This is a genomic window from Bradyrhizobium sp. 195 (genome assembly GCF_023101665.1).
Classification (GTDB): Bacteria; Pseudomonadota; Alphaproteobacteria; order Rhizobiales; family Xanthobacteraceae; genus Bradyrhizobium.
Window position 1 is genome coordinate 516,394 of the sequence record NZ_CP082161.1, and the last position, 26,834, is coordinate 543,227.

Consider the following 26,834-nt stretch of genomic DNA (forward strand, 5'->3'; position numbering starts at 1 on the left):
TCGAACGGACGTTGATTCGCCCTTTGGTTGTACTATCGCGCAACGTGCCGCGAGCGCCAGTGCGTCGCGCCTGTCTGGTCAACAGACTGTTACCTGCGATGCCGGCCGACCTGTCTCAGTTGAGGACGAGGCGTTCGGCGAAGATCCCGCGCTCCCCCTTCGAGGCCTGGCGGAACTTGGTCGGCGATACGCCGGCGGCGCGGTGGAAGGTGCGGACGAAGTTGGAGAGATCGCCGAAGCCGACGTCATAAGCGACATCGGTGACCGCGATGTCGTCGTCAGCGAGCAGCCGTGCCGCGTGCCGCAGCCGCGAGCGCACCAGATATTGATGCGGGGTGACGCCGAGCACGCTGGAGAACAGCCGCAGGAAGTGAAACGGGCTGAGGCCCGCCTGCTTTGCCGCCTGTTCGAGATCGACCTCTTCATGCGAGTTGTCGTCGATCCACAGCGCGGCCTCGACTGCGCGGCGGCGGTCGCGCGCGGTGGGTGTGGCCGGCTTGCGCGCCTTGCCCGAGACCACGTCGACGAAGCGGCCGGCTAGGATCTGGCCGACTTCGTCGAGGCCGATGTCGCTGTTGCCATCTGCCGCCGTCTGGGCGAGCTCGCCCAGCACCATCAATTCGGGCAGCGGCGGCGTGGCGCCGACCCGCCAGATCTCACGCCGCCCACCGAGGGCATCGACCATGTCCTCGCTGAGGAAGAACCCCAGGCAGACATCGCCGCTGACATGCTCATGCGTGCAGGTGTATTCCTCGCCGGGCGCGCCGACCAGCATCGAGCCCGCCACCAGCTCGAAGAATCCGGCGCGGCAACGGCAGCCAAAGCTGCCCGAGCGGACATAGGCGATAGAATGCCCGGTGCGGCATTCGGCAAATGGCGTATCATCAGGTCCCGCATCGCAGCGAAACTCGAAGACCGTGATCGATTGTGACTTCAGCAGCGTGGTCGCGTCCATCCCGCCTATGTAGGCATGATCCGGACAAGTGTGTAGCTCTTGTCCGACAAGATCATGCCCCAAAAAACAAGCTAAGGTGCGATCAGATCGCGCCTTAGCTAGGCGCGCGCGGCGGAGCAACGGGCAGCAGCACCTCGAACAGCGTCTTGCTGGCGACGGGATGGGCGCCCTCCAGCGCCAGCAGCCGACGCTTAGAGATCACCCCGCCGTAAGGCGACAGCCGGTCGGTGTAATTGCCGGCCTCCAGCACCCGGTGGCAGGGTACGACCAGCATGTAAGGATTTTTGGCGATCGCCTGCGCCACCGAATGCGCCGCACCCGAGGCGCCCAGCGCCCTGGCGACCTCGTGATAGGTTCGCGTTTCCCCGCGCGGAATCGAGCAGGCGAACTCATAGACGCGCCGATTGAAACCGGGCACGCCGCCGGCATCCAGGCTGACGTCGGAAAAATCGGGATCGCGGCCCTGCAGCAGGCCCACGATGCCCTCGATTGCAAGCTCGGCATTTTCAGACGGCCGCTGCTCGCGCGCCTCGGGATGGATTTGAAAAATCCGGCGGCGGGTGTCGATCTCCCGCGCCTCCGGCAATTGCACGGCGACCACGCCGGTGCTGCTCCAGATGATGCCGCAGCGCCCGATCGTCGTGTCGAATATCGAATAGCCACGCCCCACCATGCACACGCCCCACTCAGTGCACGTCTCTCCCCAGACACGAGATCATAACACCGCCACAATCCGGCGCACCCAAAATCTTACTGAAAAGTTAAGGAGCGTCGGGTCGAATGCGCCAAACCGCTTGGCGGGAAGCGCCGTCTCGGCTAATCAGAGCGCGCGTGACCAGCGCATCCGCGGGCGTAGTTCAATGGTAGAACGGCAGCTTCCCAAGCTGCATACGAGGGTTCGATTCCCTTCGCCCGCTCCAAAGCTCTTAGTTCGGCAGGCTGCGCAGAAACTCAACGATCGCTGCATTCACCTCCGCCGGCCGCTCCTGCTGCGTCCAGTGTCCGCAGCCGGGCAGCATCCTGATCTCGCGCAGCTGCGGCACCCATTGCTTCATGTTGGCGAGATGCTCGGCCGCGCCGGGGAAGGCGACGACCATGTCGTGGTCGCCGGCGATGAAGAGCGAAGGCACGGCCACCTTCACCCCCTCGAAAGCCCCCATCAGCTCCCAGTTGCGATCGATGTTGCGGTAGTAGTTGAGCGGTCCGCGAAATCCGCTGCGGGCGAACTCGGCACCGTAATGATCGAGGTCGGCGGCGCTCAGCCAGGACGGTAGCGGCACCTGCACCTTCGGCAACATGCCGTCCTTGCGTGAGACCATGCCGACGCCAACGGTCCTGCCGGCGCGCTCGGCATTGGCGCGGATCGCTGCCGCCCCTTCACCGGAGCCGCCAAAGAGCATGGCACTGAGCGTTGCGCGCGGATCCCGTTCGAACTCTGCTTCGGCGACCCCCGGCTCCTGGAAGTATAGTTGGTAGAACTGCGCATCCGCCGTCTGCGGCATAACACTCGTTGGCCGCACCGGACTCCGTGGCCGATAGGGCACGCTGAGGATGGCGGCGGCGCGAAAGCGATCGGGCCGCAGGCGCGCTGTGTGCCAAGCGATCGTCGCGCCCCAGTCATGCCCGACGATGACGGCGTCCTTCGCCTCGAAGGCGTCGAGCACGCCGACGAGATCGCCGATCATGTGGAGGATCGTGTACTGATCGATCGCTTCGGGCCGGTCACTCTTCCCATAGCCGCGCATGTCGGGTGCGACCGCGTGGTAGCCGGCCGCCGCCAGCGCCTCGAGTTGGTGGCGCCAGGAGTACCAGCCTTCCGGAAAGCCGTGGCAGAGCAGCACCATCGGCCCCTTGCCCTGCTCGGCGACGTTGAGGCTGATGCCGTTCGCCTCGATCCTCCGCTGCGTCGGCTCGCCCATGTCATCGCCTCCGGGTCATCGCGGTTGGGCACATTCTAATCGGCCCTGCCGGCTCCGCAAAGATTCTAATATGTTAGCCTCTAGCTCCCGGCATGCCCGCTTCGCCCGTCCTAAGCTGCTCTCGCTCGGTGGATGCGGACCCTGCGCCGGGCGATATCTGGAAGAGGGCCATGGACCAGCAGAAACTCGACCGCGCGATCGGTCGCCGCTTGAAGACGCTGCGGACGCAAGCGGGCATGACGTTGAACGAGCTCGCTGGCCGTTCCGGTGTTAGCCGGGCCATGATCGGGCGGGTCGAGCGGGCGCAGAGCAGCGCCACGGCTTCGCTGCTCGGCAAGCTTTGCGCCGCGCTCGACGTATCGCTGAGCGACGTGGTCGCGCTCGCCGAGAAACCGCCGGAGCGGCTGGTGCGCCTCGCCGACCAGCCGCATTGGCGCGATCCCGAGAGCGGCTATCGAAGGCGGCACGCCTCACCGACGGATGCGGCCAGCGGCATCGAGATCATCGTCGTCGACCTGCCGGCCGGCGCGCGGGTGCCGTACAGCCCCTGGGGCCGCAACGCCTTCACCCAGCAGCTGCTGATGCTGGAAGGTGCGATCGCCGTGTACATCGACGCCAAGACGGTGCGCCTGCGCGAGGGCGACTGCCTGGATTTCGACGTGATGCGCGCGGTGATCTTCGAGAACGAAGCCAAACAGGATGCGCGTTACGTCATCATCACGCGGCGCGGCTCTGCCTACGGGAAAATGTGATGCCGCTGATCGTACGGGACGCAACGCTGGTGGATGCCGAAGATATTTTGGCCATCTACAACTACGCCGCGCTCAACACCACCGCGGTCTGGACCGACGGGCCGGCCGATCTGGGTTCGCGGCGTGAATGGATGCTGGCGCGACAGGACGCCGGCTTTCCCGTGCTGGTCGCGATGAAGGGCAGGGATGTCGTCGGCTTCGCCTCCTTCGGCGATTTCCGCCCGTTTCCCGGCTATCGCCACACCGTGGAGAACTCCGTGTATGTTGACGAGCGGCACCACAGGGCTGGTATCGGGCGCTGCCTTGTGGCTGCGCTGATCGAGCGCGCCACCGCCATGAACAAGCACGCGATGATCGCCGGCATCGACGGCACCAACGTCGCCTCGATCGCGCTGCACGCCTCGCTCGGCTTCGCCGAGGTCGCGCGCATGCCGGAGGTCGGCTGCAAGTTCGGCCGCTGGCTCGACCTCGTCTTCATGCAGAAGCTGCTTGCAAGCAGCGTGAGGCCCTGACGATGCAGATCCGTAGCGGCGACACCTTCGATCCGCGCGTCATCGCGCTCCTTGATTTTCACGTCACGGCAGCGCGGGAGCAGACCGCGTCGGGCAGCGCGCATGCGCTCGATCTGGCGGGCCTTCGCGCGCCGGATATCGCGTTCTGGACTGGATGGGACGGCGAGCTACTGGTTGCCACCGGCGCGCTGAAGGCGCTCTCGACCAGCCATGGCGAGGTGAAGTCGATGCACACGCTTCAGACCACACGGCGGCGCGGCTTCGGCGGCGAGATGTTGCGCCACCTCATCACGGAGGCCCGCGCGCGCGGCCTGAAGCGGCTGAGCCTCGAGACCGGCTCGTGGGACTATTTCAAGCCGGCGCTTGCGCTCTACCAAGCGCACGGCTTCGTCCTCTGCGGCCCGTTCGAATTCTATGTCGAGGATCCCAACAGCCTGTTCCTGACGCTCGACCTGAGCTGCTGAACTCGCATCGCGCTCCGCCAGCCCTGACTCGGAAATGCGGTGCCACCCCTCAAATGAGTTGCGTACCTCAAAACACCTCTGCTAGCCTTCAGGCATGGCCGAGACTCTCACCCCGACCGCATTGACCCTGAAGGACATCGCCCGCGAGGCGGGCGTGAGCCTGGCGACGGTGGACCGCGTCCTGCACAACCGGCCGGGCGTACGGCCCGATACGGTGCGGCGCGTCAAGGCGGCGATCGAGCGCAATTCGTTCCAGCCGCATGTCGCCGCCGCGGAGCTCGCCCGCGGCCGCGTCCGTCGCTTTGCCTTCGTGATGCCGTCGGGGTCGAACCCTTTCATGCAGCAGATCGAGGCCTATCTCGGCGAGATGTCGGGCTGGCTCTCGGCGCGCCGCCTCAGCGTCGAGATGGTCGCAACCGACGTGTTCGATCCATCGGTGCTCGCAGGCACCCTGGAGGCGCTGTCGGGCGATTGCGACGGCGTCGCCGTGGTGGCGCTGGATCATCCGAGCGTCCGCGCCGCGCTCAACGATCTCGTCGATGCCGGCACCAAGGTGGTGACGCTGGTTTCGGACGTGCCGTCGTCGCGCCGCCACCACTATATCGGCATCGACAACATCGCCGCCGGGCGCACCGCCGGTGCACTCGTCGGGCGGCTGGTCGGCCAAAAGTCCGGCAAGGTCGCGATCGTCGCGGGCTCGCAGGGCCTGCGCGACCATGCCGAGCGCATCTTCGGCTTCAACCAGGTGATGGCGTCGGAATTCCCTGGTCTCGGTGTGCTGCCGGTGCTGGAGGGGCGCGACGAGGACGATCGCTCGGAGCAGGTTTTGGCACGGCTGCTGGGCAGGCATGCCGACATTGTCGGCCTCTACAATGTCGGCGCCGGCACGCAGGGCGTCGCCAAGGCGTTGAGCGATGCCGGCCGCGACAAGCAGGTGGTCTTCGTCGGACACGACGTCACCGTGCTGACGCGGCGGTTGCTGCTGCAGGGCGTGATGGATGCCGCGATCTCGCAGAACCCCGGACATGAAGCGCGCGCCGCCGTGCGCGTGCTGCTCGCGCTCGCCCGCGGCGAGCCGATCTTGCGCGAACAGGAGAAGATCAGGATCGACATCGTGATGCGGGACAATCTGCCTTAGCGGCAGGTGGATATCGAACGGCCTCTGGCGGGGAGCGTGACCTTAAGATCGCGCACCGTCATGGGTAGAGAGGAGGATGATTTGTATCTCGGACTGGACATCGGCACATCCGGTGTGAAAGCGGTGCTCGTGAGCGAGGCCGGCGCGATTGTCGCGACGGCCACGCGCGAGCTTGCGCTGTCGCATCCGGCGCCGCTGTGGTCCGAGCAGGACCCCGATTCCTGGGTCGGTGCGGCGATCGGCGCGGTCGACGATCTCGCCGCCCGTCATCCGCGCGAGGTTGCGCGGGTCGCCGGCATCGGCCTGTCGGGCCAGATGCACGGCGCGACGCTGCTCGACGAGGATGGCCGGCCGCTGCGTCCCGCGATTCTCTGGAACGACGGCCGCTCGCAAAGCGAATGCGCCCTGCTGGAGCGGCGCTGTCCCTCGCTGCACACGATCGCCGGAAATCTGGCGATGCCTGGTTTCACCGCGCCGAAGCTGCTCTGGGTCGCGCGGCACGAGCCCGATATTTTCGCGCGCGTGGCAAAAGTGCTGCTGCCGAAGGCCTATGTCCGCTATCGCCTGACCGGCGAGATGATCGAGGACATGTCCGATGCCGCCGGCACGCTCTGGCTCGACGTCGGCCAGCGCCGCTGGTCGGCCCTGCTGCTGCATGCGACCGGGCTCGACCTTCATCATATGCCGCGCCTCGTCGAGGGCAGCGCGGTGAGCGCGGTGCTGGCACCGGAATACGCGCAGCGCTGGGGCATGGCTGGGAATGTCGTCGTCGCGGGCGGCGCCGGCGACAACGCTGCGAGTGCGATCGGGCTCGGCGCCATCGCGCCCGGCGATGCGTTCCTGTCGCTCGGCACATCAGGCGTGGTGTTCCGTGTCACCGATCGCTTCGCGCCGGCGCCGACCCAGGCCGTGCACGCCTTCTGCCACGCGCTGCCCGGCCTCTGGCACCAGATGGGTGTGATGCTCTCGGCTGCGGCCTCGCTGGCCTGGCTTGCCGATGTGATGGAGACGCCGGCCGCAGCGCTGCTGGCGCCGCTCGGCGAGCGCGTCGACGGGCCGAGCCCGATCAAATTCCTGCCCTATCTCGACGGCGAGCGCACGCCGCACAACGATGCTGCCGCGAGCGGCGCCTTTGTCGGCCTGCGCGGTGCGACCGGGCGGACGCAGATCGTGCAGGCCGTGCTCGAAGGCGTGGCCTTTGCTGCACGTGACAATCTGGCGGCGCTGAGCGCGGCGAGCGGGACCGTTGCCGAGCTCGATCTCGTTGGCGGCGGCTCGCGCTCGCCGTTGTGGGCGCAGATCTGCGCCGACGTGCTCGGCATTCCCGTCCACCGCGTCGAAGAGGGCGAGGTGGGAGCGGCCCTCGGCGCTGCACGGCTCGGCCGGCTTGCCGCGACAGGCGAGGATCCGGCGCAAGTCTGCACCCGTCCGCGGAGGCTCGCGAGCTTCACGCCCCGCGCATCCGTCGCTGAGGCCTATGACGAGGCCTATCGGCGATGGCGCGCGCTTTATCCCGCATTGAAGGAGTCCTTTTAAGTGAACGCGTCAGCCAAATTCTTCGATGCGAGTGCACCGGTCGCCTTCGCCGGCGAGGATGCCGCCAGCACGCTTGCCTTCCGCTGGTACGACAAGGATCGCCTCGTGCAGGGCCGTAGGCTCGAGGATCATTTGCGCTTTGCGGTCTGCTATTGGCATTCGTTCTGCTGGCCGGGCGGCGATCCCTTTGGCGGCGAGACGTTCCTGAGGCCGTGGCACCAGGGCGGCGACGCGATGGCGCAGGCGCGGGCCAAGGCCGATGTCGCCTTCGAGCTGTTCCGCCTGCTCGACGTGCCCTATTTCACCTTCCACGATGTCGACGCGGCGCCGGAAGGCGCCTCACTCGCCGAGTCCGTCGCCAATCTCAATGCCATCGCTGATCTGTTCGAAGCGAAGATGGCATCCGCGAAGGTCCGCCTGCTCTGGGGCACCGCCAATCTGTTCACGCACCGCCGCTACATGGCGGGCGCAGCGACCAATCCCGACCCCGAGATCTTCACCTATGCCGCCGGCCAGGTCCGCGCCGCCCTGGAGGTGACGCACCGGCTTGGCGGCCAGAACTACGTGCTGTGGGGTGGGCGCGAGGGCTACGAGACGCTGCTCAACACCGATCTCAAGCGCGAGCTCGACCAACTCGGCCGCTTCGTCGCGCTGGTCGTCGAGCACAAGCACAGGATAGGCTTCAAGGGCCCGATCCTGATCGAGCCGAAGCCGAAGGAGCCGACCAAGCACCAATATGATTTCGACGTCGCCACCTGCTACGGCTTCCTCGAACGCTACGATCTCCTGAAAGACGTCAAGCTCAACATCGAGCAGAACCACGCCATCCTCGCCGGCCATTCATTTCATCACGAGGTCGCGCTCGCCGAAGCGCTCGGCGTGTTCGGCTCACTCGACATCAACCGCGGCGACGATCTTCTCGGTTGGGACACCGATCAATTCGCGATGAACGTTCCGGAGCTGGCACTGGTGTTTCACGAGATCCTGAACCGCGGCGGCTTTACCACGGGCGGGCTCAATTTCGACGCCAAGATCCGACGCCAGTCGATCGACCCGGACGACTTGATCCACGCCCATGTCGGCTCGATGGATGCGTGCGCGCGCGCCTTCCTCGCCGCGGCCGACATGCTCGATGCCGGCGCGCTCACCGCGCCGCTTGCCAAACGCTACGAGGGATGGGCCGGGCCCGAGGGCCGCGCCATTCTCGGCGGCCAGCGTTCGCTTGCCGATCTCGCCGACCGCGCGCTTCGTCCCGGCTTCGACCCGCAGCCGCGTTCGGGCCGGCAGGAATATCTGGAATCCCTGATCAACCGTCATGTCTGAGGAAGTCCGCTGATGGCAAATGCTGACGCGACACCGGTCCTCGAGCTGACCGGCATCGGCAAGGAGTTCGGTGCGATCCGCGCGCTGCATGACGTCGACCTACAGGTCTTCCCGGGCGAGGTGGTCGGCCTGATGGGCGACAACGGCGCCGGCAAGTCGACACTGGTCAAGATCATCGCCGGCAATTTCCGTCCCAGCCACGGAGAGATCCGCTTTGCCGGCAACGCGGTCCATTTCAGCCGGCCCATCGATGCCCGCGCCGTCGGCATCGAGGTCGTCTACCAGGACCTCGCGCTATCGGACAATCTCACGGCGGCGGCCAACGTGTTCCTCGGCCGCGAGCTCAAGCGCAAATTCGGCCCCATTGCCCTGCTCGATCACAAGGCGATGGCGGCGCGGGCGCTGGAGCTGTTCGGCGAATTGCGCTCGGAGACGCGCCCCGACGATCTCGTCAAGCAGATGTCCGGCGGCCAGCGCCAGGCGGTTGCGATCGCGCGGACGCGGCTCTCCAATGCACGGCTGGTGATGATGGACGAGCCGACCGCCGCGATTTCGGTGCGCCAGGTCGAGCAGGTGCTTGGCCTGATACACCGGCTGAAGGAGCAGGGCGTTGCGGTGATGTTGATCTCGCACCGCATGCCTGACGTGTTCGCGGTGTGCGACCGCGTGATCGTCATGCGCCGCGGTGAGAAGCGGGCCGACAAGGCGATCCACCAGACCTCCCCTGAGGAGATCACCGCCCTCATCACCGGCGCGAAGGAGGCGGCGTGATGGCCATGCCCATGGAATCTCCGATCACCTTCTCCAATGTCGGCAAGATCAGATGGTGGCAGCGCGGCATCTTTGCCTCTCAGACGGGCTATGTCCTGCTCGCGCTGGCGGTATTGCTGGTGATCATGCATTTCGCCAGCCCGTATTTTTTCACCGAAGGCAACATGCAGAACGTGGCGAAGAACTTTTCCTTCATCGCCATTGCCACCCTCGGCGTCACCTTCGTCATCATCACCGGCGGCATCGACCTCTCTGTGGGATCGATGATGTGCTTCTCCGCCATGATCACCTCGATGGTGATGACCGAGCTGTCGGCGCCCGGCTCGCCATTGGTGCATATGGCGGCCGACGGCAAGACGGTGCTGGCCAACATGCCCGGCCTGATTCTGCTGGTCTCGATCCTCGCCGGGCTCGGCGTCGCGCTGATCGCAGGGCTCGTCAATGGCTTCTGCATCGCAGTGCTCGGCCTGTCGCCCTTCGTCACCACGCTCGGTATGCTCTCGATCGTGCGCGGGCTCGGCTATGTCGTCTCAAACGGCCGTGGCAGCTTTCCCGGCGGGCCCGATGCCGATCGTTTCTACGCGCTCACCTCGGGTGATGTGCTCGGGCTGCCCGTGCCCTTCATTTATCTCGTGGTGCTCGCGCTGGCCATGGCCGTGGTGCTGCATCACACCTCGTTCGGGCGCCACGTCTTTGCGCTCGGCGGCAACGAGAAGGCGGCCGAACTCACCGGCATTCCGGTCGTGCGGGTGAAGATCGAAGTCTATGTGATCTGCGCGCTCGCCGCAGGCCTGCAAGGCATCATCATCTCCGGCTGGCTGGGGTCGGCGCCGGCCAACATGGCGACGTCCTACGAGCTCAACGTGATCGCGGCGGCCGTGATCGGCGGTGCCAATCTCGCCGGCGGCATCGGCGGCCCGCTCGGGGCCATCGTCGGCTGCGTGCTGCTGGAAGTGATCCGCAACGGTCTCGTGCTGGCGCAGGTCTCCTCCTACTGGCAGCAGACGCTGGTGGGCGTGATCATCATCCTGGCCGTGTTGGTCGACCGCATCCGCTCGCGGATGACCTGAAATGACGTCGCTTCGGGAAGACAACGATAACACTGCCTGTCCGCTTCCCGGGCGTTTCGAGAGGATGGGCACCAAACAAGGGTGGAGGAGACAATGAGGAAACTGCTTCTTGCCGGCATCGCGGTGGCGATGATGGCGACGCCGGCATTCGCCGCGAACTACCGCTTCGTGATCGTGCCCAAGGCGATGAACAATCCGTTCTTCGATTTCGCCCGCGACGGCTGCCTGAAGCGCGCCAAGGAGCTCGGCAACATCGAGTGCATCTATAAGGGACCGGTCGAGCACGAGCCGGCGACGCAGGCCCAGATCATCCAGGACTTCGTCACCCAGAAGGTCGATGGTCTCGCCATCTCGGTCGCCGACGTCGCGGCCATGACCAAGTCGATCGAGGCGGCGACGGCCGCCGGCATTCCGGTCATCACCTTCGATGCCGATGCGCCCGGCTCCAAGCGCATCGCCTATATCGGCACCAACAACAAGGAGTTCGGCGTCGCGCTCGGCAAGGAATTGCTGAAGATGCGGCCCGACGGCGGCAAGTACGCCATGGTCTCGGGCGGCCCCGGCGCCAAGAACCTCGCCGAGCGCGTCGATGGCGTGCGCGAGGCGCTGAAGGGCTCGAAATGGACCGAGGTTGCGGGCTCGCCGACCTTCTGTAATGACGATCCAGCGCTGGCGGTGCAGCAGATGACGGATATGCGCACCGCAACGCCTGATCTCGCCGCCATCGTTCCCATCGGCGGCTGGCCGATGTTCGCGCCCGAAGGGTTCAAGGCCTTCGCCAGCAGGAACAAGAAGGACATCGATTCCGGCAAGTTCACGCTTGTCGTTGCCGATACGCTGAAGATGCAGCTCGAGCTGCTGCGCGACGGCTATGCCAATGCGCTGGTCGGCCAGCGTCCGTTCGAGATGGGTGAAAAAGCGATGGACACGCTGCTTGCCATCAAGAAGGGCGAGAAGGTGCCCGAGATCGTCTACACCGGCCTCGATCTCGTGACCAAGGACAACGTCGCGCAGATGTTAAAGTAGGAGCGCCGCCAGCCCCGCGCTCCTGCGTGCCTCCCCCGCTTGCGGTTTCCGCGAGCGGGGGAGATGATATTTGTATCGTTGGAATTGGAAGGCAATGGGAATGAAACGGTCGCGGCTCGGCTCGCTCGACGTCACCTCAATCGGTCTCGGTTCCGCCCCGCTCGGCGGATTGTTCAGCCCGGTCAGCGACGCCGATGCGGACGCGACGATCGCGCGGGCCTGGTCGCTCGGGGTGCGATTCTTCGATACCGCGCCGCTCTACGGCTTTGGCCTTGCGGAACGGCGGCTCGGCACCTTCCTGCGGCAGCAGAAGCGCGAGTCCTATGCCATCTCGACCAAGGTCGGCCGCCTGCTGCGCGCCCCCGATGGTGACGCTGCCGAGGACGAGCACTACAAAGGCACATCCCCTGAGCGCCCCGTGTTCGATTTCAGTTATGACGGCGTGATGCGCTCGGTGGAGGAAAGCCTCGCCCGCCTCGGGCTCGATAACGTCGATGTCCTCTTGGTGCACGATCCCGACGATCACTATGACGATGCCGTCACCGGCGCCTTCCGCGCGCTGCAGCGGCTGCGAGAAAACGGGACCGTTAAGGCGATCGGCGCCGGCATGAACCAGTCGGAGATGTTGACGCGATTTGCCGAGGCCGTACCGGTCGACTGTTTCCTGCTCGCCGGCCGCTACACGTTGCTCGACCAGGGCGCGCTGAATGCGCTGTTTCCGGTCTGCACGGCCAAGAGCATCGGCATCCTGCTCGGGGGCATCTACAACAGCGGCATCCTGGCCAATCCGAGCGCGAGCGCGAAGTTCAACTATCAAGACGCCGATGCGTCGCTGGTTGCGCGGGCGTTGGAGCTCGACGCGCTCTGCCGCAAGCACGGCACCGAGCTGAAAGCCGCCGCGCTCCAGTTCTGCATGGCTCATCCCGCGGTGACGGTCGCGGTGATGGGCGCGCGCAATGCCGGCGAGGTCGCCGACAACATCGCAATGTCGGAGACGGCGGTGCCGGCGGCGTTCTGGCAGGAGCTGCGTGCGCGAAATCTCGTCGATGTGCGCGCGCCGCTCCCGGGTGGGCGTAAGGCATGATCATCGACGCCCACCAGCATTTCTGGGATCCGGCGCGCGCCGACTATTCCTGGATGGACGCACCCGAACTGACGCCGATCCGCCGCGCTTTCGGTCCCGCCGATCTCGCGCCGCTGCTGAAGGTGAACGGCGTCGACGCCAGCATCGTGGTGCAATGCCGCTCAGCGCTGGAGGAGACCGAGGAATTTTTGCGCATCGCGCAGGCCACGCCGTCAGTGATTGGCGTCGTCGGCTGGGTCGATCTGACCGACGGTGCGCTCGGCGACACGCTCGACCGGCTGCGCGGCCTGCCGGGCGGGGACAAGCTCGTCGGCATTCGCCATCAGGTTCATGACGAGGCCGATCCCGATTGGCTGCTGCGCGAGGATGTCCAGCGCGGCCTCACAGCTGTGTTCGCGCACGATCTCGCCTACGATTTTCTCGTCCGCGCCCGCGAACTGCCCGCCGCTGTCGCAACCGCACAGGCCTTTCCGCAAGCGCGCTTCGTGCTCGACCACGCGGCCAAGCCGCCGATCGCCGACGGCGGCAGCGCCGAATGGTCCGATCGCATCAAGGCGCTCGGGACTTGCTACAATGTCTGGTGCAAGATCTCGGGGCTCGCGACCGAGGCGGTCTGGAACGACTGGGATGCGGAACGGATGTTTCCGTTCGTCGCGCACGCAGCAGAATGTTTTGGCGAGGACAGGCTGATCTTCGGCTCGGACTGGCCGGTGTGCCTGCTTGCGGGAAGCTACGGCGAGATCAAGAGCGCGCTGGAGGCGTGCCTGGCGAAGCTTGGCCCGCAGGTGCGGGACAAGGCTTTTGGTGTGAATGCGGCGCGGGCGTATCGGCTGGCGATCGCGACCTAAAGCGCTCCGCTGCGGGTTGTTGACCTCTCCCGCTTGCGGAGAGGTCGGCGCGTCCGGGCGATGCGAAGCATCGTCCCGCGCGCCGGGTGAGGGCTTTCTCCTCTAGGGGATTGTCCCAGCGTGGAGACACCCTCTCCCTGATCCTCTCCCGCAAGCGGGAGAGGGAGACACACAGCAGGCAGGTGGCGAGAAAACCTAGCCCTATTCCGACATCGGCCTGTCGGAGATATCCCAGTCCTTGCCGGAGAAGGTCGAGATGAACAGCGTCTTCATCGGCGTGTAGTCCTCGGGCGTGTAGTCGTAGGTCACGCCGTCGAGGAAGTAGGGTGAGTGGAAGCCTTTGAGGTTCGAGGCCTGCTTCAGCACGTTGGCGCGGGTGAGATCGTCGCCGCAGCGGCGCAGGATCTCGCCCATGCTGACGGCCTGGCCGTAGCCGGCGAAGGCGATGGTGTTGTCGGGGTCGATCGCCGGCGTGTATTTCTTGCGCAATTCCTCGAACGCCATCACGTCGGGGTCCTTCTCCCATTTGGGCAGGCCGACCTCCTTGTTGTAGCGGATCGCGACGATGCCGGTGGCGTTCTCGAGCCCCGCGGCATTGAGGATCGAGCGGCCCGTCGAGCCCGCCGACAACAGCTGCAGCGGCTTCCAGCCGAGCTCGGCCACTTTCCGGATCGACTGCGACGAGGCCTTGCCGGTCGAGATATTGTAGAAGACGTCCGCGCCCGACTTGGAGAGATTGATGAGCTGGGAATCGACGGTCGGCTCGGTGAGATCATAGGTCTGCTCCATGATCACCTGCGCGGTGCCGCCGGCATCCGCCAGCACCTTCTTGAACGGCCCCAGGAAGTCGCGGCCGAAATCGTCGTTCTGGTAGAGGATGCCGACCTTGGCATTCGGCTTCACGCTCACGACGTGCCGCGCGAGAATGCGCGCTTCCGTCGGGTAGAGCGGCAGGCCCGCCATCGTCCATTTGAACTCTTTCGGGTTGTTCCACTTCGACGCGCCGGTGTTGAGCAGCAGTTGCGGCACGCCCTTGGAGTTCAGGTACTTGTGCACGGCGGTCTGGGGCGCGGTGCCGAGCGAGCCGTAGAGAGCGAGCACCTCTTCCTGCTCGACCAGGCGCCGCGTCGCCTCGACGCATTTCGGCGCGCTGTAGGCATCGTCCATGGTGAGGAACTTGACCCTGCGCCCGTTGATGCCGCCCTTCTCGTTCAGCATCTGGAAATAGGCCTCGCCGATGCGGCCGAGCACGCCATAGAGCGAGCCGGGACCGGAATGCGGCACGGTCTGCCCGATCTTGATCTCGGTGTCGCTGGCGCCCGCGTCATATTTCTTGTCCGCGGCCCAGACGTAAGGCGCGGGCAAGGTGGATGCGGCGATGGTGGCGAGCGCGGCGGCGCTGAAATCGCGCCGAGATGGATTCTTTGTCATTATTTGTTTCTCCCTGGTGCGCTCATTGTGCTGGCTCCGACCAGTACGTCGCAAGTGGGAAGTCGCAGCATTGCGACGCAATGACGCTTAAATTGCAGGGTAACTAGCGCCTAGACTCAAGTTTTCTCGGCGACGACGACGAGGCCGCGCACCGGCTCGTTGTTCTCGATGCGCGGCGAGGCCGGCTCCAGCGTCAACAGCTTCAGTCCCGCCTTTGCGAGGGTGCCGCGCACATATTCCGCCGAGTGGGCATAACGCAGGCCTTCGCCGAGAACGACGCCGCTGCCGTCGAACGTCTCCACCGTGAAGGCGAGCACGCCGCCTGATACGAGCACGCGCCTGGCCTCGTTGAGGACCGGCGCCAGATCGGAAAGATAGACGAACGCATCTGCGGCGACGACGAGGTTCGCGCTGGTATCAGCCTTGCCCCGCAGGCCTTCGATCATGTCGGCGACTTCGAGCTCGGCATAGAGGTTGCTGGCGCGCGCCTGCTTGATCATGCCGGGCGACAGATCGATGCCGATGCAATGGTCGACCTGCTTGGCGAAGGCGGCGGCCGCAAGGCCGGTGCCGCAGCCGAGATCGATGGTGCGCTTGAAGTAGGCCGGCTTCCTGGCGGCGACCCGTGCGGCCACCACCGCCTTGAAGATCAGGCTGGGCGCGCGATAGCCGAGATCGTTGATCAGCGTATGCTCGAAGCGTGGCGCGTATTGGTCGAACAGCGCCTCCACATAGGCCTTGGGCATCTCCGCCATCTCTGCATCGCCGAGCCGCATCAGATGCAGGCCGGCGCCGTGCTGATCGCCAGGGTCGGATCGGCGCGCCTCTCGAAACGCCGCGATCGCCTTGGCCCGCTCGCCGAGCTGCTGACGGATTTCGCCAAGCGTGAACCAGGCTGATGTGAAGTCAGGCGCGAGCTCGAGCGCCTGCTCCAGGAGGTCCGCGGCTGCGGGCAGATCGCCCTTGAGCTGGAGGTCGCGCGCGAACTCGAAGCGGCGGTCGGCCATGAGATCGCCGGAGGACTGGAATAGGCGCAGGGGCATTGGGAACCACTTGTCATTGCCGAGCTTGACCCGGCAATCCATCAAAAAAGGCACTGTTTAAGTGGATGGATGCGCGGGTCAAGCCCGCGCATGAAGGGTGAATAGTGGGGCACCGGTGCCTATATGACCACGATGCGTCCCCAAGACATCCTGCTGCCAGTCGCGAGCGGTCTGTGCTGCAAGCCCGGCGGTTTCCATATCGACCCTGTCCGGCCGGTGGAGCGGGCCGTGATCACCCACGGCCATTCCGACCATGCCCGCGCCGGGCACGGCGCGGTGCTGGCGACGCAGGAAACGCTGGACATGATGCGGCTGCGCTACGGCGAGAACTTTGCCGGATCGACGCAAGCCATCCGCTATGGCGAGGAGGTCCGGCTCGGCGATGTCCGCGTGAAGTTTCATCCGGCGGGCCACGTGCTGGGCTCGGCGCAGGTCGCCGTGACCTGCAAGGACACCTGCATCGTTGCCTCCGGCGACTACAAGGACGCGCCGGACCCGACCTGCACGCCATTCGAATTGGTGCCCTGCGACGTCTTCATCACGGAGGCAACGTTCGGGCTGCCGGTGTTCCGGCATGGCAGTGCTAGTGACGAGGTGAAGAAGCTGCTGGCTTCCGTCGCGTTGTTTCCCGAGCGTGCGCATCTCGTCGGCGCCTATTCGCTTGGCAAGGCGCAGCGCGTGATCGCGCTGCTCCGGCAGGCCGGCTACGACGCGCCGATCTATCTGCATGGCGCGATGGAGAAGATCACCGAGTACTATCAGAGGCGCGGCATCGCGCTCGGTGAGCTCAGGCCGGTCAAGGGGGTGAAAAAGGCCGCGCTCGCCGGCACCATCACGCTGGCACCGCCCTCGGCGACATCGGATCTCTGGACGCGGCGCTTTCCCGATCCCGTCACCGCGTTCGCCTCGGGATGGATGCGCGTGCGCGCCCGGGCGCGGCAGCGCGGCGTCGAGTTGCCGCTGGTGATCTCCGACCACGCCGATTGGGACGGCCTCACCGCCACGATCGGCGCGACCGGCGCCGGCGAAATCTGGGTCACACACGGCCAGGAAGATGCGCTGGTGCATTGGTGCCGGAGCAAAGGCCTGAAAGCGCAGCCGCTCGATCTCGTCGGCTATGGCGACGAGGAGGAGAGCGAGACGCCGATCGCTGACGAGGCCGAAGCATGAACCGCTTCGCCGAACTTCTGGACCGCCTCGCTTATGAACCCGGCCGTAACAACAAGCTGCGGCTGATCACCGGCTATTTTCGTGAGGTCGGCGATCCTGACCGCGGCTACGCGCTGGCCGCGCTCACCGGCGCGCTCAGCTTCAAGCATGCCAAGCCGGCGCTGATCCGCGATCTCATTGCGTCGCGCACGGATGAGGTGCTGTTTGGACTGTCCTACGACTATGTCGGCGATCTCTCGGAGACGGTGGCGCTGATGTGGCCGCGGCGAGCCGCAGACAACGGCGAGTCTTTTCCGGGCTACCCCTCTCCCCAGCCCTCCCCCACAAGGGGGGAGGGAGCGCAGTTGCGCGCGCGGCGGCAGGCGAGTTCGACGAGTGAGAGCGATTCAGCGAGTGATGGACGCACTGCTCTCACCGTTCCCTCCCCCCTTGTGGGGGAGGGGCAGGGAGGGGGGTACCGCGGGCGAGACGTCAGCGATGCGCCCCACCCAAGCAACCACAACAACCCGCCGCCCCCATCGCTCAGCGAAGTCGTCACCACGCTCCGCACGCTCGGCAAGACCGAGCTGCCGAAGCAGCTCGAGCGCTGGCTCGACGAGCTGGACGAGACCGGCCGCTGGGCGCTCTTGAAGCTCGTCACCGGCGCGCTTCGCATCGGCATCTCCGCACGCCTCGCCAAGACCGCGGCCGCCGCGCTCGGCGACAAGGACCCGCATGAGGTCGAGCTGATCTGGCCGGGCCTTGCGCCGCCTTATCTCGACCTGTTCGCCTGGCTGGAAGGCCGCGCCGAGAAGCCGGTCAATCGCGATCCAGCGCCGTTCCGGCCTGTGATGCTGGCGCATGCGATCGAGGAGACGGATTTCAAAAGCCTCGATCCCGCCGACTACATCGCCGAATGGAAATGGGACGGCATCCGGGTGCAGGCGGTGGCGGGGCGGGACGAGCACGGCCACGTCACGGCGCGGCTCTATTCGCGCACCGGCGAGGACATCACGGGAAGCTTCCCGGACCTCGTGCCGTCACTGCGTCTGCCCGGCGCGATCGACGGCGAGCTGCTGATCCTGCGCGAAGGCCGCGTGCAGAGCTTCAACGTCCTGCAACAGCGGCTCAACCGCAAGGTCGTCTCGCCGAAGCTGATCAAGGAGTTTCCGATTCATCTGCGCGCCTATGATCTGCTCGGCGATGACGAGAACGATCTGCGCGAGCTGCCGTTCGCGGAGCGGCGCGAGCGGCTGGAGACCTTCATCGCAAAGCTCGATGATACCCGCATCGATCTGTCGCCCACCGTGTCCTTCACGAGCTGGGGGGCGCTGACTGCGGCGCGCGCCGATCCGGCAAGCGCCGGCGCCGGCGAGGATGCGGACGCCGTCGAGGGCGTGATGCTGAAGCGGCGCGATGCACCTTATCTGCCGGGCCGACCCAAGGGCCAGTGGTGGAAGTGGAAGCGCGATCCGCACATCATCGATGCCGTGCTGATGTATGCGCAGCGTGGCCACGGCAAGCGCTCGTCGTATTATTCCGACTACACCTTTGGCGTCTGGACCGCCGGCGATGGCGGCGACGAACTGGTGCCGGTCGGCAAGGCCTATTTCGGCTTCACGGACGAGGAGCTGCTCCAGATCGATCGCTTCGTCCGCCGCAACACCACGGAGAAATTCGGCCCCGTTCGCCATGTCGTGCACGAGCCGGAGCAGGGGCTGGTGCTGGAGGTGGCATTCGAGGGCCTGCAGCGCTCGCCGCGGCACAAATCCGGCGTCGCCATGCGCTTTCCCCGCATCAGCCGCCTGCGCTGGGACAAGCCGCCCAAGGAGGCCGATCGGCTGGAGACGCTGGAGAGGATGCTGAAGGCGGAGCCGGCCGAGGTGGAGGTTTGAGGCATCGATCTCGCCTCGGTGGCCATGCGCTCCCTCTCCCGCTTGCGGGAGAGGTGAGGAGCCCGCGGCCGGCAGCTTGCCCAAATCAAAGCCCAGTCTTCCGCCCGAATTAAACTCCCGTAACCCGATTGACGCACCGATCCGGGTTCCCCATGTCCCTCGCCGTGCCCTATAATGGGGTCGAATCCCCTGAGGAGTTTGAGATGGTCCAAGACGTCAGAGATTTGCCGGCCGGCCGCAACGACGGGCTGAACCGCTTTCTCGGCGGCTCGCCGCTCGCGGTCGCGTTTCGCCTGGTCCTGCTCTCGATCCTGGTCGGCGTCGTGCTGGCGACGATCGGCTTCGATCCCTGGAACATCCTCTATAGCATCCGCCTGCTGTTCCAGCGTCTGTGGGATCTCGGCTTCGACACCGTGAACTGGCTGTGGCGCTACTTCCTGCTCGGCGCGGTCATCGTGATTCCGATCTGGCTGCTCTCGCGCGTGTTCGGCGCGCCGCGCGGCCGGTGACCATCAAGGAGTTGCGCAGCCGATGCAATTGCGCTTTGTCGGCTGCGGCGACGCCTTTGGCTCCGGCGGCAGGCTCAACACCTGCTTCCACGTCTCGGGGCGCAAAGCCAACTTCCTGATCGATTGCGGCGCGTCGGCCCTGCCGGCGCTGAAGCGGCTCGTGATCGATCGCAACGAGATCGATCTGATCCTGATCACGCATTTCCACGGCGACCATTTTGCCGGGTTGCCGTTTGTCCTGCTCGACGCGCAATTTTCGCGGCGGACGCGGCCGCTCACGATCGCGGGCCCTGCGGGCATCGAGACGCGGCTTAACCAGGTGATGGAGGCGCTGTTCGAGCACTCCTCGAAGACCAAACAGCGATTCGAGCTCGAGGTCGTGGAGCTCGCGCCCGAGCAAAGCAAAACCTTCGGCGCGGTGATGGTGACGCCCTATCCGGTGGTGCACGGCGAATCCGGTGGTCCCTTCCTCGCCTACCGCGTCGAGGCCGAGGGCCGCACGCTCGCCTACAGCGCCGATACCGAATGGACGGACACGCTCATTCCGCTGGCGCACGGCGCCGACCTTTTCATCGCCGAAGCCTATATGTACGAGAAGGTGGTCAAGAACCATCTCAGCCTGAAGACCTTGGAAAAGCATTTGCCTGACGTCGGCGCAAAACGCCTCGTCCTCACCCATATGAACGACGACATGCTCTCACGCCTGGACGATATTGCGCATCTCGCCGCCGAAGACGGCATGGTCCTCGTATTCTGAGATGCACGCCCCCGTTCCCCTCAAGATCGGCTCCCGCCAGGTGTTCGCCATCGCAGGTCCCGCGATGGTCGCGAACCTTACCACGCCACTGATCGGCATTGTCTCGACCACGGCGATCGGCCGGCTCGACGATGCAGCGCTGCTCGGCGGCGTCGCGATCGCGTCGGTGATCTTCGACTGCCTGTTCTGGTTGTTCGGCTTCCTGCGCATGAGCACGCTCGCCTTCACCGCGCAGTCGCTGGGCGCGGGCGAGGTGCGCGAGCCGACCGCGATCCTGGCGCGCGGCCTGATCGTCGCCGGCCTGATCGGTATTGCGCTGATCGTGCTGCAACTGCCGCTGGCCACTGTGCTGTTCGACCTCATGGGCGGCAGCGAGGGGGTGACGCGGGCAGCACAGACCTACTTCAAGATCCGGATCTGGTCGTCGCCGTTCGCGCTCGCCAATTACGTCATCCTCGGCTGGTTGATCGGAAAGGCCCGCGCCAATTCAGCCTTGCTGCTTCAGGTCGTCATCAACCTCGTCAACATGGCGGCGACTGTCCTGCTGGTGCTGGTCTACGATACCGGCATCGCCGGTGCCGCGATCTCGGCGCTGTTGTCGGAAGCGGTCGGGTTCGCGCTCGGGGTGATCGTCTGCCGCCATTACGCCGAGGGCGGCTTCGCAGTGCCGTCCATGACGCTGCTCGACCGCGAGAAGCTGTTGCGGATGTTGGCGGTGAATTCCGACATCATGATCCGCACCGCGGCGCTGATCGCCGTGTTCCTGTTCTTCACCGCCAAGGGCGCGCAGGCCGGCGACGTCACGCTGGCCGCCAATTCCGTGCTCAACAACTTCCTGCTGGTCAGCGCCTTCTTCCTCGACGGTCTCGCCAACGCGGCGCAGCAACTCTGCGGCCGCACCCTCGGCGCGCGCGATCCAAGGGGATTTTCCGATTCGACCCGGCTGGTGCTGCTGTGGGGGCTCGGCTTTGCAATCGTCGTCGCCGTGCTATTCGCGCTGTGCGGGCCGGCCCTGATCGATGTCATGACGGCGAGTGAAGACGTCCGCCGTGCCGCGCGCGAATTCCTGCCGTTCGTCGTGCTCGCGCCGATCCCCGGCGTGTTCGCCTTTGGCTTCGACGGCATCTATATCGGCGCGACCTGGGCGCGCGAGATGCGCAATCTGATGCTGGCCTCGCTCGCGATCTTCCTCGGCACCTGGTGGGCGCTGCAATCGTTCGGCAACGCCGGACTGTGGTGCGCGCTGATGGCCTCCTACCTCTCGCGCGGCGGCTTGCAGGCCGCGCGCTATCCGGTGCAGTTCAGGATGACGTTTTCGAAGCCGTAGCCCGGATGGAGCGCAGCGTAATCCGGGGCCTTCGAGCCCGCGGACGGATTCCCGGATTGCGCTGCGCTCCATCCGGGCTACGCTGTCTCCAATGACGATCGTGTCCCGGACGCGGCGCAGCACGCAGTGATGCGACGCAGAGCCGGGACCCAGAGCGCTGCCACATGGGCCCCGGATCAGCAGCGCACCACGCCGAAGACGGCGCGCTGCACTGCATCCGGGGCACGAGACTGTCTTACATTCCCGGCCAGTCTTCCGCCGTCAGCGTCGCGGCATCCGCGCCGACGATCTCGGACAAGGAATCCCGCCCGGTGCGGAGCAGCGTCGAAGTGAGGTCGCGCTTGATCTCATCGACGAGGCCGAGGCCCTTGTAGACCAGCGACGAATAGAGCTGGATCAGGCTGGCGCCGGCGCGGATCTTGGTCAGCGCGGCGCCCCCGGAATCCACGCCGCCGACACCGATCAGCGGGAATGCACCCTCGACACGCACATAGGTCTCCGCGACCATCCGCGTCGACAGGCGGAAGAGCGGCCGGCCGGACAGGCCGCCTTGCTCCTTGGCGCGCATCTCCTCGCGCAGCGTGCTCGGCCGCGCGATCGTCGTGTTCGACACGATCATGCCGTCGACCCGGCGCGAGCGCGCGACCTGCACGACGTCGTCGAGCTGGGCAAGGCTCAAATCAGGCGCGATCTTGAGCAGCACCGGCGTGTCGCCGGCCTTCTGGCGCACCCGCTCGCGGGCATCGATCACGCGCGCGAGGAGATCGTCGAGCAGGGCACCTTCCTGCAGATTGCGCAGGCCGGGCGTGTTCGGCGAGGAGACATTGACGGTGAAATAGCTCGCGACCGGCGCAAAGGTCTCGATCAGCTTGACGTAGTCGGCGACCCGGTCCGGCGAATCCTTGTTGGCGCCGACATTGACGCCGACGATGCCGCCGTGCTGCGCGCGCGCGGCGAGCCGGCGCAACGCGACATCCGCGCCGTCATTGTTGAAACCCATGCGGTTGATGATCGCCTCGTCGCGCTCGAGCCGGAACAGCCGCGGCCGCGGATTGCCAACTTGCGGCTTCGGCGTCACCGAGCCGATCTCGACGAAGCCGAAGCCGAGCCGCAGCAACGCGTCCGGCACCTCCGCGCTCTTGTCGAAGCCTGCGGCCATGCCGATCGGATTGGGAAAGTTGAGCCCGAAGGCGCGCATCGCGAGCTTGGGATCATCAGTGCGTGGCTTGATCGGTGGCAGGAAGCGCAGGCCCTGGATCGCGAGGCGATGCGCGTCTTCCGGATCGAGCCAGCGCAGCACCGGCAGCGAAAAGGCGTCGAAAGCACGAATCACGGCAAGAGCTCCGGAGTGTCATGGCTGCCGTCGGAGCGCATGTTGAGGTTCGTCACCGCGATCACCGCGCCGAGATCGAGCTCGCCATAGAGATGCGGAAACAGCTCGTCATTGCGCGAGCGCTCCCAGCGCAGCGCAGCTCCGAGCGCGTCACCGTCGACCTCGACCAGGAACAGCGCGCGTTGCCCGAAATAGTGCTTGCGGAGGGTTTCGGGCACTTGGGTAGCGGTCGAGAAATGGATGAATCCGTCGCGCGCATCGTCCGCGCTGCCCCGGTAGACACCCTGTCGTTCCGCCTCGCGCCAAGCCGAGGCCGGACAGATTTTGTAGATCTTGACCACCGCTACCGCAGCCCTGTTTGCTCTTTGAGTCTTTTGGGTTTTTTCGTCTATTGCGGGTTCTCAAAACCCCGGGGGCGACCGTAAAGGCCGCCCCTTCCGAACTCAAGGCTTAGAGCCTATTCCGTTCCGATGAAATCGGAACGAGGCTCCAAATTTCTGTTTTTGACGCGTTTTCTGGACACGAACCGGTGTCCGTCTTGGTTGAAAGCGCCTCTCCCGCCGCCTCTTGCGCGAAAACCGGAAAACCGGTTGATTTGAGGACAGTTTTCCTGGGTTGCGACGGGCTGGACCTTCCATGGTCAAACAGGCCAAAGCGCAGAGGATGCTGACTCACGACCAGATCTGGGTCGCGCTGGATCGGCTGGCGGAGCGCGCCGGTCTGTCGCCGTCCGGCCTTGCCAAGCGCGCCGGGCTCGATCCCACCACTTTCAACAGGTCGAAGCGCGTCACCTCTGACGGCCGCGAGCGCTGGCCCTCGACCGAATCGATCGCAAAGGCGCTGACGGCGGCCGGCGCCTCGATCGACAGTTTTGCGAGGTTGATCGACGATGAGGCCCGCGACGGCCGCTCGGTACCGCTGCTCGGCTTCGCGCTGGCCGGCGCGAGCGGCGCTTTCGACGAGTCCGGCCTTCCCGCCGGCAAGGGCTGGACCGAAATCGCGCTTCCCACCGCCGAGGACGGCCACGCCTTTGCGCTGGAGATTTCCGGCGATGCGCTGCTGCCTGCCTATCGCGACGGCGACATCATCCTGGTCTCGCCCGGCACGCCGATCCGCAAGGGCGATCGCGTCGTGGTGAAGACGAGGACGGACGAGGTGACGATCGCGACGCTGAAGCGCCGCACCGCGAAGGCGTTGGACTTGCAGCCGCTCGATGCATCGCAAATGGCACGGACGATCTCGGCGAGCGAGGTCGTCTGGATCGCGCGGATCGTCTGGGCGAGCCAGTGATTGCGGAGATAGTTCCGGTCACGGGCCTCCCGTTGAACCGACAGGCGGCTTCACAGCACTTCGAAAATCTTATAGGCGACGGCGCCTTCGACGAGATAGCCCTTGCCGACGCAGACGATGTCGTTGAGCCAGGCATAGGTTTGCGAGCCGGTTTCGAACAGCGGATTGGTGCGGAAGTAATATCCGGCGGGGTCGACCTTGGTGCGTCGCGCCGGATCCGCCATCTCGGCGCGCAAACCCGGCGGCGTCACCCAGCGGCCGCCATAGGTCATGTAGATCAGCTCGCCGTCATGAGTGCGCAGCGACAGGCGGACATCGAGTGTCATGGCGCCGTCGGCGCGAAACAATGCCCAGTCGCCGCCGCCCCGCAGCACCTCGCCGCGCAGCCGCGGGCCTTCGAACGAGCCCTTGGCTGCGCCGAACAGCACGCGCTGCCCGACAGGCCCCGCGCCGAAATTGAGGCGCGGATCGAGATCGACGACGATGTCGAAGAGATGCCGGGTCGCAAGGTCACCGGCGGACTTCACGCGTGGATCGGCCATGGTCTGATGCTCCCCGGTAGTCGTGGACGGAAGGGTGTCGGCGATCTATGCGGCCTGCGCAGGGTCGCCAAACAGCTTGCGCCTGACCGCATCGGTCGAGACGCCGGATTGGGCGCAGAGCTCGGAGAGATCGAAGACGAAGCGTTCACGCGCGATTCTGTCGTCACGAAAGGCAAAGGTGATGAACACCGGCAGCTCGGCACGACGGCCGTTCGGCACGACGCCGAAGCGATCGCCCGTCATCGTCATCCGCACGGTGCCCCAGCAGACCAGCGTGCCGTCGGAGCAGGCGTGGCCATCGAGCGTCACGTGATAGTCCGGGAAGGACTTGAAGAAGCGCGTCAGGATGCTCTCGTTTTCCGCGAGGCCCTGCACCTGGCTGCCGAAGGCCGGCGTCTCCAGCACCATATCCGGATGCAGAACCTCCAGGGCTGCAGCGACATCCTGCCGGCTCTTCGCGATCGCCAGCCGTTCCGCCAGCTCGAACATGCGTTTGCCGTCCATCGCTCGCCTCCTGAAATTCTACGTGTTTAATACATACATTGTGTATGTTATATGCGGTTTGATACCTGCGCGTCAAGCATTAGGTTGCGCGTGATGCGGGCGAAGGATCCTCCGAAGAGTCGTCGGGAAGAGTACAGCGAGGCCACGAGGCAGGCGCTGCTCGATGCTGGCCGCGAAGCGTTTGCGGCCCACGGATATCAGGCCGCCGGCATGGAGGCGATCTCGCGGGCGGCGCGGGTCACGCGCGGCGCGTTCTACCATCACTTCGAGGACAAGAAGGCGCTGTTCGACGCCGTGGTGGTCGCCATGCAGCGCGAGGCCGCAGCCAAAATCGAGGCCGCGGCACGGGGCGAGCGCAAGATCTGGGATCGTCTCAGCGCCGGCATTGACGCTTATCTCGACGCCTGCGAAGAGCCGGACTATGCGCGCATCGTGATCCAGGAAGCGCAGGCCGTGCTCGGCGAACCGCGCTATCGCGAGATCGAGGAGACCTATCCGACCGCGCTGCTGATCGCGACGCTGCGGGCCCTGAAGCGCGATGGCGAATTGAACGCGGACGATGTCGATCTGCTGAGCCGGATGATCGACGCCATGATCTGCAAGATCGGGCTGCTGCTCCCGCACGCGGAGGATTCCAGGAAGCTGCGCAGAAACGGACAGAAGATCGTCGCGGCCGTGCTGGAGACGTTCCGCCAGAAGGCGTGAACCCGCTTCGACCTCGCGATCGCCCCCGATCGCCATTGCGACTCACCGGCCCTCTCGCATAGGTTGCGGCCGATATTACCGCTCCAGCTTTATCTTAGGGGAATACGATGAATCGCCGTCACGCGTTGAAGGCCCTGGCGGGTCTTGCGCTTTGTCCGCTCTGCAAGCCGGTCTTCGCCGCCGAGGGTGCGCATTGGAGCTATGAGGGCGCCGGCGCTCCGGCCAAATGGGGCGATCTCGACGCGGCCAACAAGGCCTGCGCGGTCGGCCTGCAGCAATCGCCGATCGACATTGAGGCGACCGTCAAGTCGCAATTGCCTGCGCTGAAGCTGGACTGGGGCAAGAGCGCCGACACCATCGTTAACAACGGGCATACGATCCAGCTCAACTTCGCCGAGGGCAGCACGCTCATTCTCGGCAACGTCAAGTACAAGCTGCTTCAGGTGCACTTCCACCGGCCGAGCGAGCACATGATCGGCGGCAAGAATTTCCCGATGGAGGCGCATTTCGTTCATCGCAACGAGGCCGGCGGCCTCGCCGTGGTCGGCGTGCTGATGGCCGAGGGCAGGCCTAACGCGGCCTTCGGCAAGATCGTCAAGACCATGCCGGCGGCGGAAGGGCCCGCGGTGAAGGCGGATGCGGCCATCGATCCCCACGCCATGCTGCCGCAGCGGCTCAGCTATTTCCGCTATCCCGGCTCGCTGACGACGCCGCCCTGCTCGGAGGTGGTCGAATGGCTGCTGCTGACCGACCCGATTCAGGTCTCGGCCACGGATATCGCCGCCTTCGCAAAGCTCTACCCGATGAACGCGCGCCCGGTGCAGAAGGATAACCGGCGTTACGTGCTAAGGTCGATCTGAGCGGGAGTTCGTAGCCCGGATGAAGCGAAGCGCAATCCGGGCCCGCTGATGCCGTTCGTGAAGACCCGGATTTCGCTTCGCTCCATCCGGG

28 protein-coding genes and 1 tRNA gene are annotated in these 26,834 nt (G+C 65.6%); 20 read left to right on the plus strand and 9 right to left on the minus strand.

Going from position 1 to position 26,834, the window contains the following annotated elements:
* Nucleotides 1-115: 115 nt before the first annotated feature.
* Both IVB26_RS02315 and IVB26_RS02320 read right to left on the minus strand, forming a co-directional pair.
* On the minus strand, nt 116-955 hold the full coding sequence (locus IVB26_RS02315; RefSeq protein WP_247970439.1) for a helix-turn-helix transcriptional regulator: 840 nt from the start codon (nt 953-955) through the stop codon (nt 116-118).
* A gap of 94 nt (nt 956-1,049) precedes the next feature.
* The gene (locus IVB26_RS02320) at nt 1,050-1,628 is read right to left on the minus strand and encodes a methylated-DNA--[protein]-cysteine S-methyltransferase (protein ID WP_247970440.1); all 579 of its coding nucleotides are present in this window, start codon (nt 1,626-1,628) and stop codon (nt 1,050-1,052) included.
* 173 nt (nt 1,629-1,801) lie between these two features.
* Here IVB26_RS02320 and IVB26_RS02325 point away from each other — a divergent pair.
* Nucleotides 1,802-1,875 (plus strand) — tRNA-Gly (locus tag IVB26_RS02325).
* Nucleotides 1,876-1,881: 6 nt separating this feature from the next.
* Here the strand turns inward: IVB26_RS02325 and IVB26_RS02330 are convergent.
* On the minus strand, nt 1,882-2,874 hold the full coding sequence (locus IVB26_RS02330; protein ID WP_247970441.1) for an alpha/beta fold hydrolase: 993 nt from the start codon (nt 2,872-2,874) through the stop codon (nt 1,882-1,884).
* A 170-nt stretch (nt 2,875-3,044) separates the two neighbouring features.
* On the opposite strand from IVB26_RS02330, the gene IVB26_RS02335 reads away from it, so the two are divergent.
* The 11 genes from IVB26_RS02335 to IVB26_RS02385 all read left to right on the plus strand — a co-directional run bounded on the left by IVB26_RS02335 (nt 3,045) and on the right by IVB26_RS02385 (nt 13,398).
* Nucleotides 3,045-3,626, plus strand: a complete 582-nt coding sequence (locus IVB26_RS02335) for a helix-turn-helix domain-containing protein (RefSeq protein WP_346732896.1) — start codon at nt 3,045-3,047, stop codon at nt 3,624-3,626.
* The gene (locus IVB26_RS02340) at nt 3,626-4,138 is read left to right on the plus strand and encodes a GNAT family N-acetyltransferase (RefSeq protein WP_247970443.1); all 513 of its coding nucleotides are present in this window, start codon (nt 3,626-3,628) and stop codon (nt 4,136-4,138) included. The genes IVB26_RS02335 and IVB26_RS02340 overlap by 1 nt, the downstream gene beginning before the upstream one ends.
* 2 nt (nt 4,139-4,140) lie before the next feature.
* On the plus strand, nt 4,141-4,602 hold the full coding sequence (locus tag IVB26_RS02345) for a GNAT family N-acetyltransferase (protein WP_247970444.1): 462 nt from the start codon (nt 4,141-4,143) through the stop codon (nt 4,600-4,602).
* Nucleotides 4,603-4,696: 94 nt separating this feature from the next.
* Nucleotides 4,697-5,740, plus strand: a complete 1,044-nt coding sequence (locus IVB26_RS02350) for a LacI family DNA-binding transcriptional regulator (RefSeq protein ID WP_247970445.1) — start codon at nt 4,697-4,699, stop codon at nt 5,738-5,740.
* Nucleotides 5,741-5,821: 81 nt separating this feature from the next.
* Entirely contained in the window at nt 5,822-7,276 is a 1,455-nt protein-coding gene (xylB, locus tag IVB26_RS02355; protein ID WP_247970446.1) for a xylulokinase, read from the plus strand.
* The gene (xylA, locus tag IVB26_RS02360; protein WP_247970447.1) at nt 7,277-8,599 is read left to right on the plus strand and encodes a xylose isomerase; all 1,323 of its coding nucleotides are present in this window, start codon (nt 7,277-7,279) and stop codon (nt 8,597-8,599) included.
* Between the two features lie 12 nt (nt 8,600-8,611).
* Entirely contained in the window at nt 8,612-9,370 is a 759-nt protein-coding gene (locus IVB26_RS02365) for an ATP-binding cassette domain-containing protein (protein WP_247970448.1), read from the plus strand.
* The gene (locus tag IVB26_RS02370) at nt 9,370-10,440 is read left to right on the plus strand and encodes an ABC transporter permease (protein WP_247970449.1); all 1,071 of its coding nucleotides are present in this window, start codon (nt 9,370-9,372) and stop codon (nt 10,438-10,440) included. The genes IVB26_RS02365 and IVB26_RS02370 overlap by 1 nt, the downstream gene beginning before the upstream one ends.
* A gap of 93 nt (nt 10,441-10,533) precedes the next feature.
* Nucleotides 10,534-11,466 (plus strand): sugar-binding protein, encoded by a 933-nt coding sequence (locus IVB26_RS02375; protein WP_247970450.1) that lies wholly within the window; start codon nt 10,534-10,536, stop codon nt 11,464-11,466.
* 100 nt (nt 11,467-11,566) lie between these two features.
* On the plus strand, nt 11,567-12,550 hold the full coding sequence (locus IVB26_RS02380) for an aldo/keto reductase (RefSeq protein WP_247970451.1): 984 nt from the start codon (nt 11,567-11,569) through the stop codon (nt 12,548-12,550).
* A complete protein-coding gene (locus IVB26_RS02385) occupies nt 12,547-13,398 on the plus strand; it encodes an amidohydrolase family protein (protein ID WP_247970452.1) in 852 nt (283 codons plus the stop codon). The genes IVB26_RS02380 and IVB26_RS02385 overlap by 4 nt, the downstream gene beginning before the upstream one ends.
* A 201-nt stretch (nt 13,399-13,599) precedes the next feature.
* Here IVB26_RS02385 and IVB26_RS02390 read toward each other — a convergent pair whose 3' ends face one another.
* Together IVB26_RS02390 and IVB26_RS02395 are read right to left on the minus strand one after the other, a co-directional pair.
* Entirely contained in the window at nt 13,600-14,829 is a 1,230-nt protein-coding gene (locus IVB26_RS02390; protein WP_247970453.1) for an ABC transporter substrate-binding protein, read from the minus strand.
* Nucleotides 14,830-14,945: 116 nt separating this feature from the next.
* Nucleotides 14,946-15,872, minus strand: coding sequence for a class I SAM-dependent DNA methyltransferase (locus tag IVB26_RS02395; RefSeq protein ID WP_247970454.1), 927 nt, complete (start codon nt 15,870-15,872; stop codon nt 14,946-14,948).
* A 132-nt stretch (nt 15,873-16,004) separates the two neighbouring features.
* Here IVB26_RS02395 and IVB26_RS02400 point away from each other — a divergent pair, with 132 nt between their 5' ends.
* The 5 genes from IVB26_RS02400 (at nt 16,005) to IVB26_RS02420 (ending at nt 21,509) form a co-directional block, all read left to right on the plus strand.
* Nucleotides 16,005-17,042, plus strand: a complete 1,038-nt coding sequence (locus IVB26_RS02400; RefSeq protein WP_247973394.1) for a ligase-associated DNA damage response exonuclease — start codon at nt 16,005-16,007, stop codon at nt 17,040-17,042.
* On the plus strand, nt 17,039-18,916 hold the full coding sequence (locus IVB26_RS02405; RefSeq protein ID WP_247970455.1) for an ATP-dependent DNA ligase: 1,878 nt from the start codon (nt 17,039-17,041) through the stop codon (nt 18,914-18,916). The genes IVB26_RS02400 and IVB26_RS02405 overlap by 4 nt, the downstream gene beginning before the upstream one ends.
* A 203-nt stretch (nt 18,917-19,119) precedes the next feature.
* Complete coding sequence (locus tag IVB26_RS02410; protein WP_247970456.1) at nt 19,120-19,425, plus strand: DUF6460 domain-containing protein; 306 nt, start codon at nt 19,120-19,122, stop codon at nt 19,423-19,425.
* Between the two features lie 22 nt (nt 19,426-19,447).
* A complete protein-coding gene (locus tag IVB26_RS02415; RefSeq protein WP_247970457.1) occupies nt 19,448-20,182 on the plus strand; it encodes an MBL fold metallo-hydrolase in 735 nt (244 codons plus the stop codon).
* 1 nt (nt 20,183) lies between these two features.
* Nucleotides 20,184-21,509, plus strand: a complete 1,326-nt coding sequence (locus tag IVB26_RS02420) for an MATE family efflux transporter (RefSeq protein ID WP_247970458.1) — start codon at nt 20,184-20,186, stop codon at nt 21,507-21,509.
* Between the two features lie 235 nt (nt 21,510-21,744).
* Here IVB26_RS02420 and IVB26_RS02425 read toward each other — a convergent pair whose 3' ends face one another.
* Together IVB26_RS02425 and IVB26_RS02430 are read right to left on the minus strand one after the other, a co-directional pair.
* Complete coding sequence (locus IVB26_RS02425; protein WP_247970459.1) at nt 21,745-22,842, minus strand: quinone-dependent dihydroorotate dehydrogenase; 1,098 nt, start codon at nt 22,840-22,842, stop codon at nt 21,745-21,747.
* Nucleotides 22,839-23,183, minus strand: a complete 345-nt coding sequence (locus IVB26_RS02430; protein ID WP_247970460.1) for a DUF952 domain-containing protein — start codon at nt 23,181-23,183, stop codon at nt 22,839-22,841. The genes IVB26_RS02425 and IVB26_RS02430 overlap by 4 nt, the downstream gene beginning before the upstream one ends.
* Nucleotides 23,184-23,478: 295 nt before the next feature.
* Between IVB26_RS02430 and IVB26_RS02435 the strand changes: the two genes are divergently transcribed.
* On the plus strand, nt 23,479-24,132 hold the full coding sequence (locus IVB26_RS02435) for a S24 family peptidase (protein WP_247970461.1): 654 nt from the start codon (nt 23,479-23,481) through the stop codon (nt 24,130-24,132).
* Nucleotides 24,133-24,182: 50 nt separating this feature from the next.
* On the opposite strand, the gene IVB26_RS02440 is transcribed toward IVB26_RS02435, so the two are convergent.
* Nucleotides 24,183-24,674 (minus strand): DUF3237 domain-containing protein, encoded by a 492-nt coding sequence (locus IVB26_RS02440; RefSeq protein WP_246921246.1) that lies wholly within the window; start codon nt 24,672-24,674, stop codon nt 24,183-24,185.
* 45 nt (nt 24,675-24,719) lie between these two features.
* On the minus strand, nt 24,720-25,178 hold the full coding sequence (locus tag IVB26_RS02445) for an ester cyclase (RefSeq protein WP_247970462.1): 459 nt from the start codon (nt 25,176-25,178) through the stop codon (nt 24,720-24,722).
* A 93-nt stretch (nt 25,179-25,271) separates the two neighbouring features.
* Between IVB26_RS02445 and IVB26_RS02450 the strand changes: the two genes are divergently transcribed.
* Both IVB26_RS02450 and IVB26_RS02455 read left to right on the plus strand, forming a co-directional pair.
* Nucleotides 25,272-25,883: a TetR/AcrR family transcriptional regulator gene (locus IVB26_RS02450; protein ID WP_247970463.1), complete on the plus strand. Its 612-nt coding sequence runs from the start codon at nt 25,272-25,274 to the stop codon at nt 25,881-25,883.
* A 107-nt stretch (nt 25,884-25,990) separates the two neighbouring features.
* On the plus strand, nt 25,991-26,743 hold the full coding sequence (locus IVB26_RS02455; RefSeq protein WP_247970464.1) for a carbonic anhydrase: 753 nt from the start codon (nt 25,991-25,993) through the stop codon (nt 26,741-26,743).
* The last annotated feature ends 91 nt before the right edge of the window (nt 26,744-26,834 follow it).

Excerpts from the sequence above, each read along its gene's own strand:
- IVB26_RS02315 (WP_247970439.1), bottom strand. The coding sequence starts at position 955 with ATGGACGCGACCACGCTGCTGAAGTCACAATCGATCACGGTCTTCGAG.
- IVB26_RS02320 (WP_247970440.1), bottom strand. The coding sequence starts at position 1,628 with ATGGTGGGGCGTGGCTATTCGATATTCGACACGACGATCGGGCGCTGC.
- IVB26_RS02330 (WP_247970441.1), bottom strand. The coding sequence starts at position 2,874 with ATGGGCGAGCCGACGCAGCGGAGGATCGAGGCGAACGGCATCAGCCTC.
- IVB26_RS02335 (WP_346732896.1), top strand. The coding sequence starts at position 3,045 with ATGGACCAGCAGAAACTCGACCGCGCGATCGGTCGCCGCTTGAAGACG.
- IVB26_RS02340 (WP_247970443.1), top strand. The coding sequence starts at position 3,626 with ATGCCGCTGATCGTACGGGACGCAACGCTGGTGGATGCCGAAGATATT.
- IVB26_RS02345 (WP_247970444.1), top strand. The coding sequence starts at position 4,141 with ATGCAGATCCGTAGCGGCGACACCTTCGATCCGCGCGTCATCGCGCTC.
- IVB26_RS02350 (WP_247970445.1), top strand. The coding sequence starts at position 4,697 with ATGGCCGAGACTCTCACCCCGACCGCATTGACCCTGAAGGACATCGCC.
- IVB26_RS02365 (WP_247970448.1), top strand. The coding sequence starts at position 8,612 with ATGGCAAATGCTGACGCGACACCGGTCCTCGAGCTGACCGGCATCGGC.
- IVB26_RS02370 (WP_247970449.1), top strand. The coding sequence starts at position 9,370 with ATGGCCATGCCCATGGAATCTCCGATCACCTTCTCCAATGTCGGCAAG.
- IVB26_RS02375 (WP_247970450.1), top strand. The coding sequence starts at position 10,534 with ATGAGGAAACTGCTTCTTGCCGGCATCGCGGTGGCGATGATGGCGACG.
- IVB26_RS02380 (WP_247970451.1), top strand. The coding sequence starts at position 11,567 with ATGAAACGGTCGCGGCTCGGCTCGCTCGACGTCACCTCAATCGGTCTC.
- IVB26_RS02385 (WP_247970452.1), top strand. The coding sequence starts at position 12,547 with ATGATCATCGACGCCCACCAGCATTTCTGGGATCCGGCGCGCGCCGAC.
- IVB26_RS02390 (WP_247970453.1), bottom strand. The coding sequence starts at position 14,829 with ATGACAAAGAATCCATCTCGGCGCGATTTCAGCGCCGCCGCGCTCGCC.
- IVB26_RS02395 (WP_247970454.1), bottom strand. The coding sequence starts at position 15,872 with ATGCCCCTGCGCCTATTCCAGTCCTCCGGCGATCTCATGGCCGACCGC.
- IVB26_RS02400 (WP_247973394.1), top strand. The coding sequence starts at position 16,005 with ATGCGTCCCCAAGACATCCTGCTGCCAGTCGCGAGCGGTCTGTGCTGC.
- IVB26_RS02405 (WP_247970455.1), top strand. The coding sequence starts at position 17,039 with ATGAACCGCTTCGCCGAACTTCTGGACCGCCTCGCTTATGAACCCGGC.
- IVB26_RS02410 (WP_247970456.1), top strand. The coding sequence starts at position 19,120 with ATGGTCCAAGACGTCAGAGATTTGCCGGCCGGCCGCAACGACGGGCTG.
- IVB26_RS02415 (WP_247970457.1), top strand. The coding sequence starts at position 19,448 with ATGCAATTGCGCTTTGTCGGCTGCGGCGACGCCTTTGGCTCCGGCGGC.
- IVB26_RS02420 (WP_247970458.1), top strand. The coding sequence starts at position 20,184 with ATGCACGCCCCCGTTCCCCTCAAGATCGGCTCCCGCCAGGTGTTCGCC.
- IVB26_RS02435 (WP_247970461.1), top strand. The coding sequence starts at position 23,479 with ATGGTCAAACAGGCCAAAGCGCAGAGGATGCTGACTCACGACCAGATC.
- IVB26_RS02440 (WP_246921246.1), bottom strand. The coding sequence starts at position 24,674 with ATGGCCGATCCACGCGTGAAGTCCGCCGGTGACCTTGCGACCCGGCAT.
- IVB26_RS02445 (WP_247970462.1), bottom strand. The coding sequence starts at position 25,178 with ATGGACGGCAAACGCATGTTCGAGCTGGCGGAACGGCTGGCGATCGCG.
- IVB26_RS02450 (WP_247970463.1), top strand. The coding sequence starts at position 25,272 with ATGCGGGCGAAGGATCCTCCGAAGAGTCGTCGGGAAGAGTACAGCGAG.
- IVB26_RS02455 (WP_247970464.1), top strand. The coding sequence starts at position 25,991 with ATGAATCGCCGTCACGCGTTGAAGGCCCTGGCGGGTCTTGCGCTTTGT.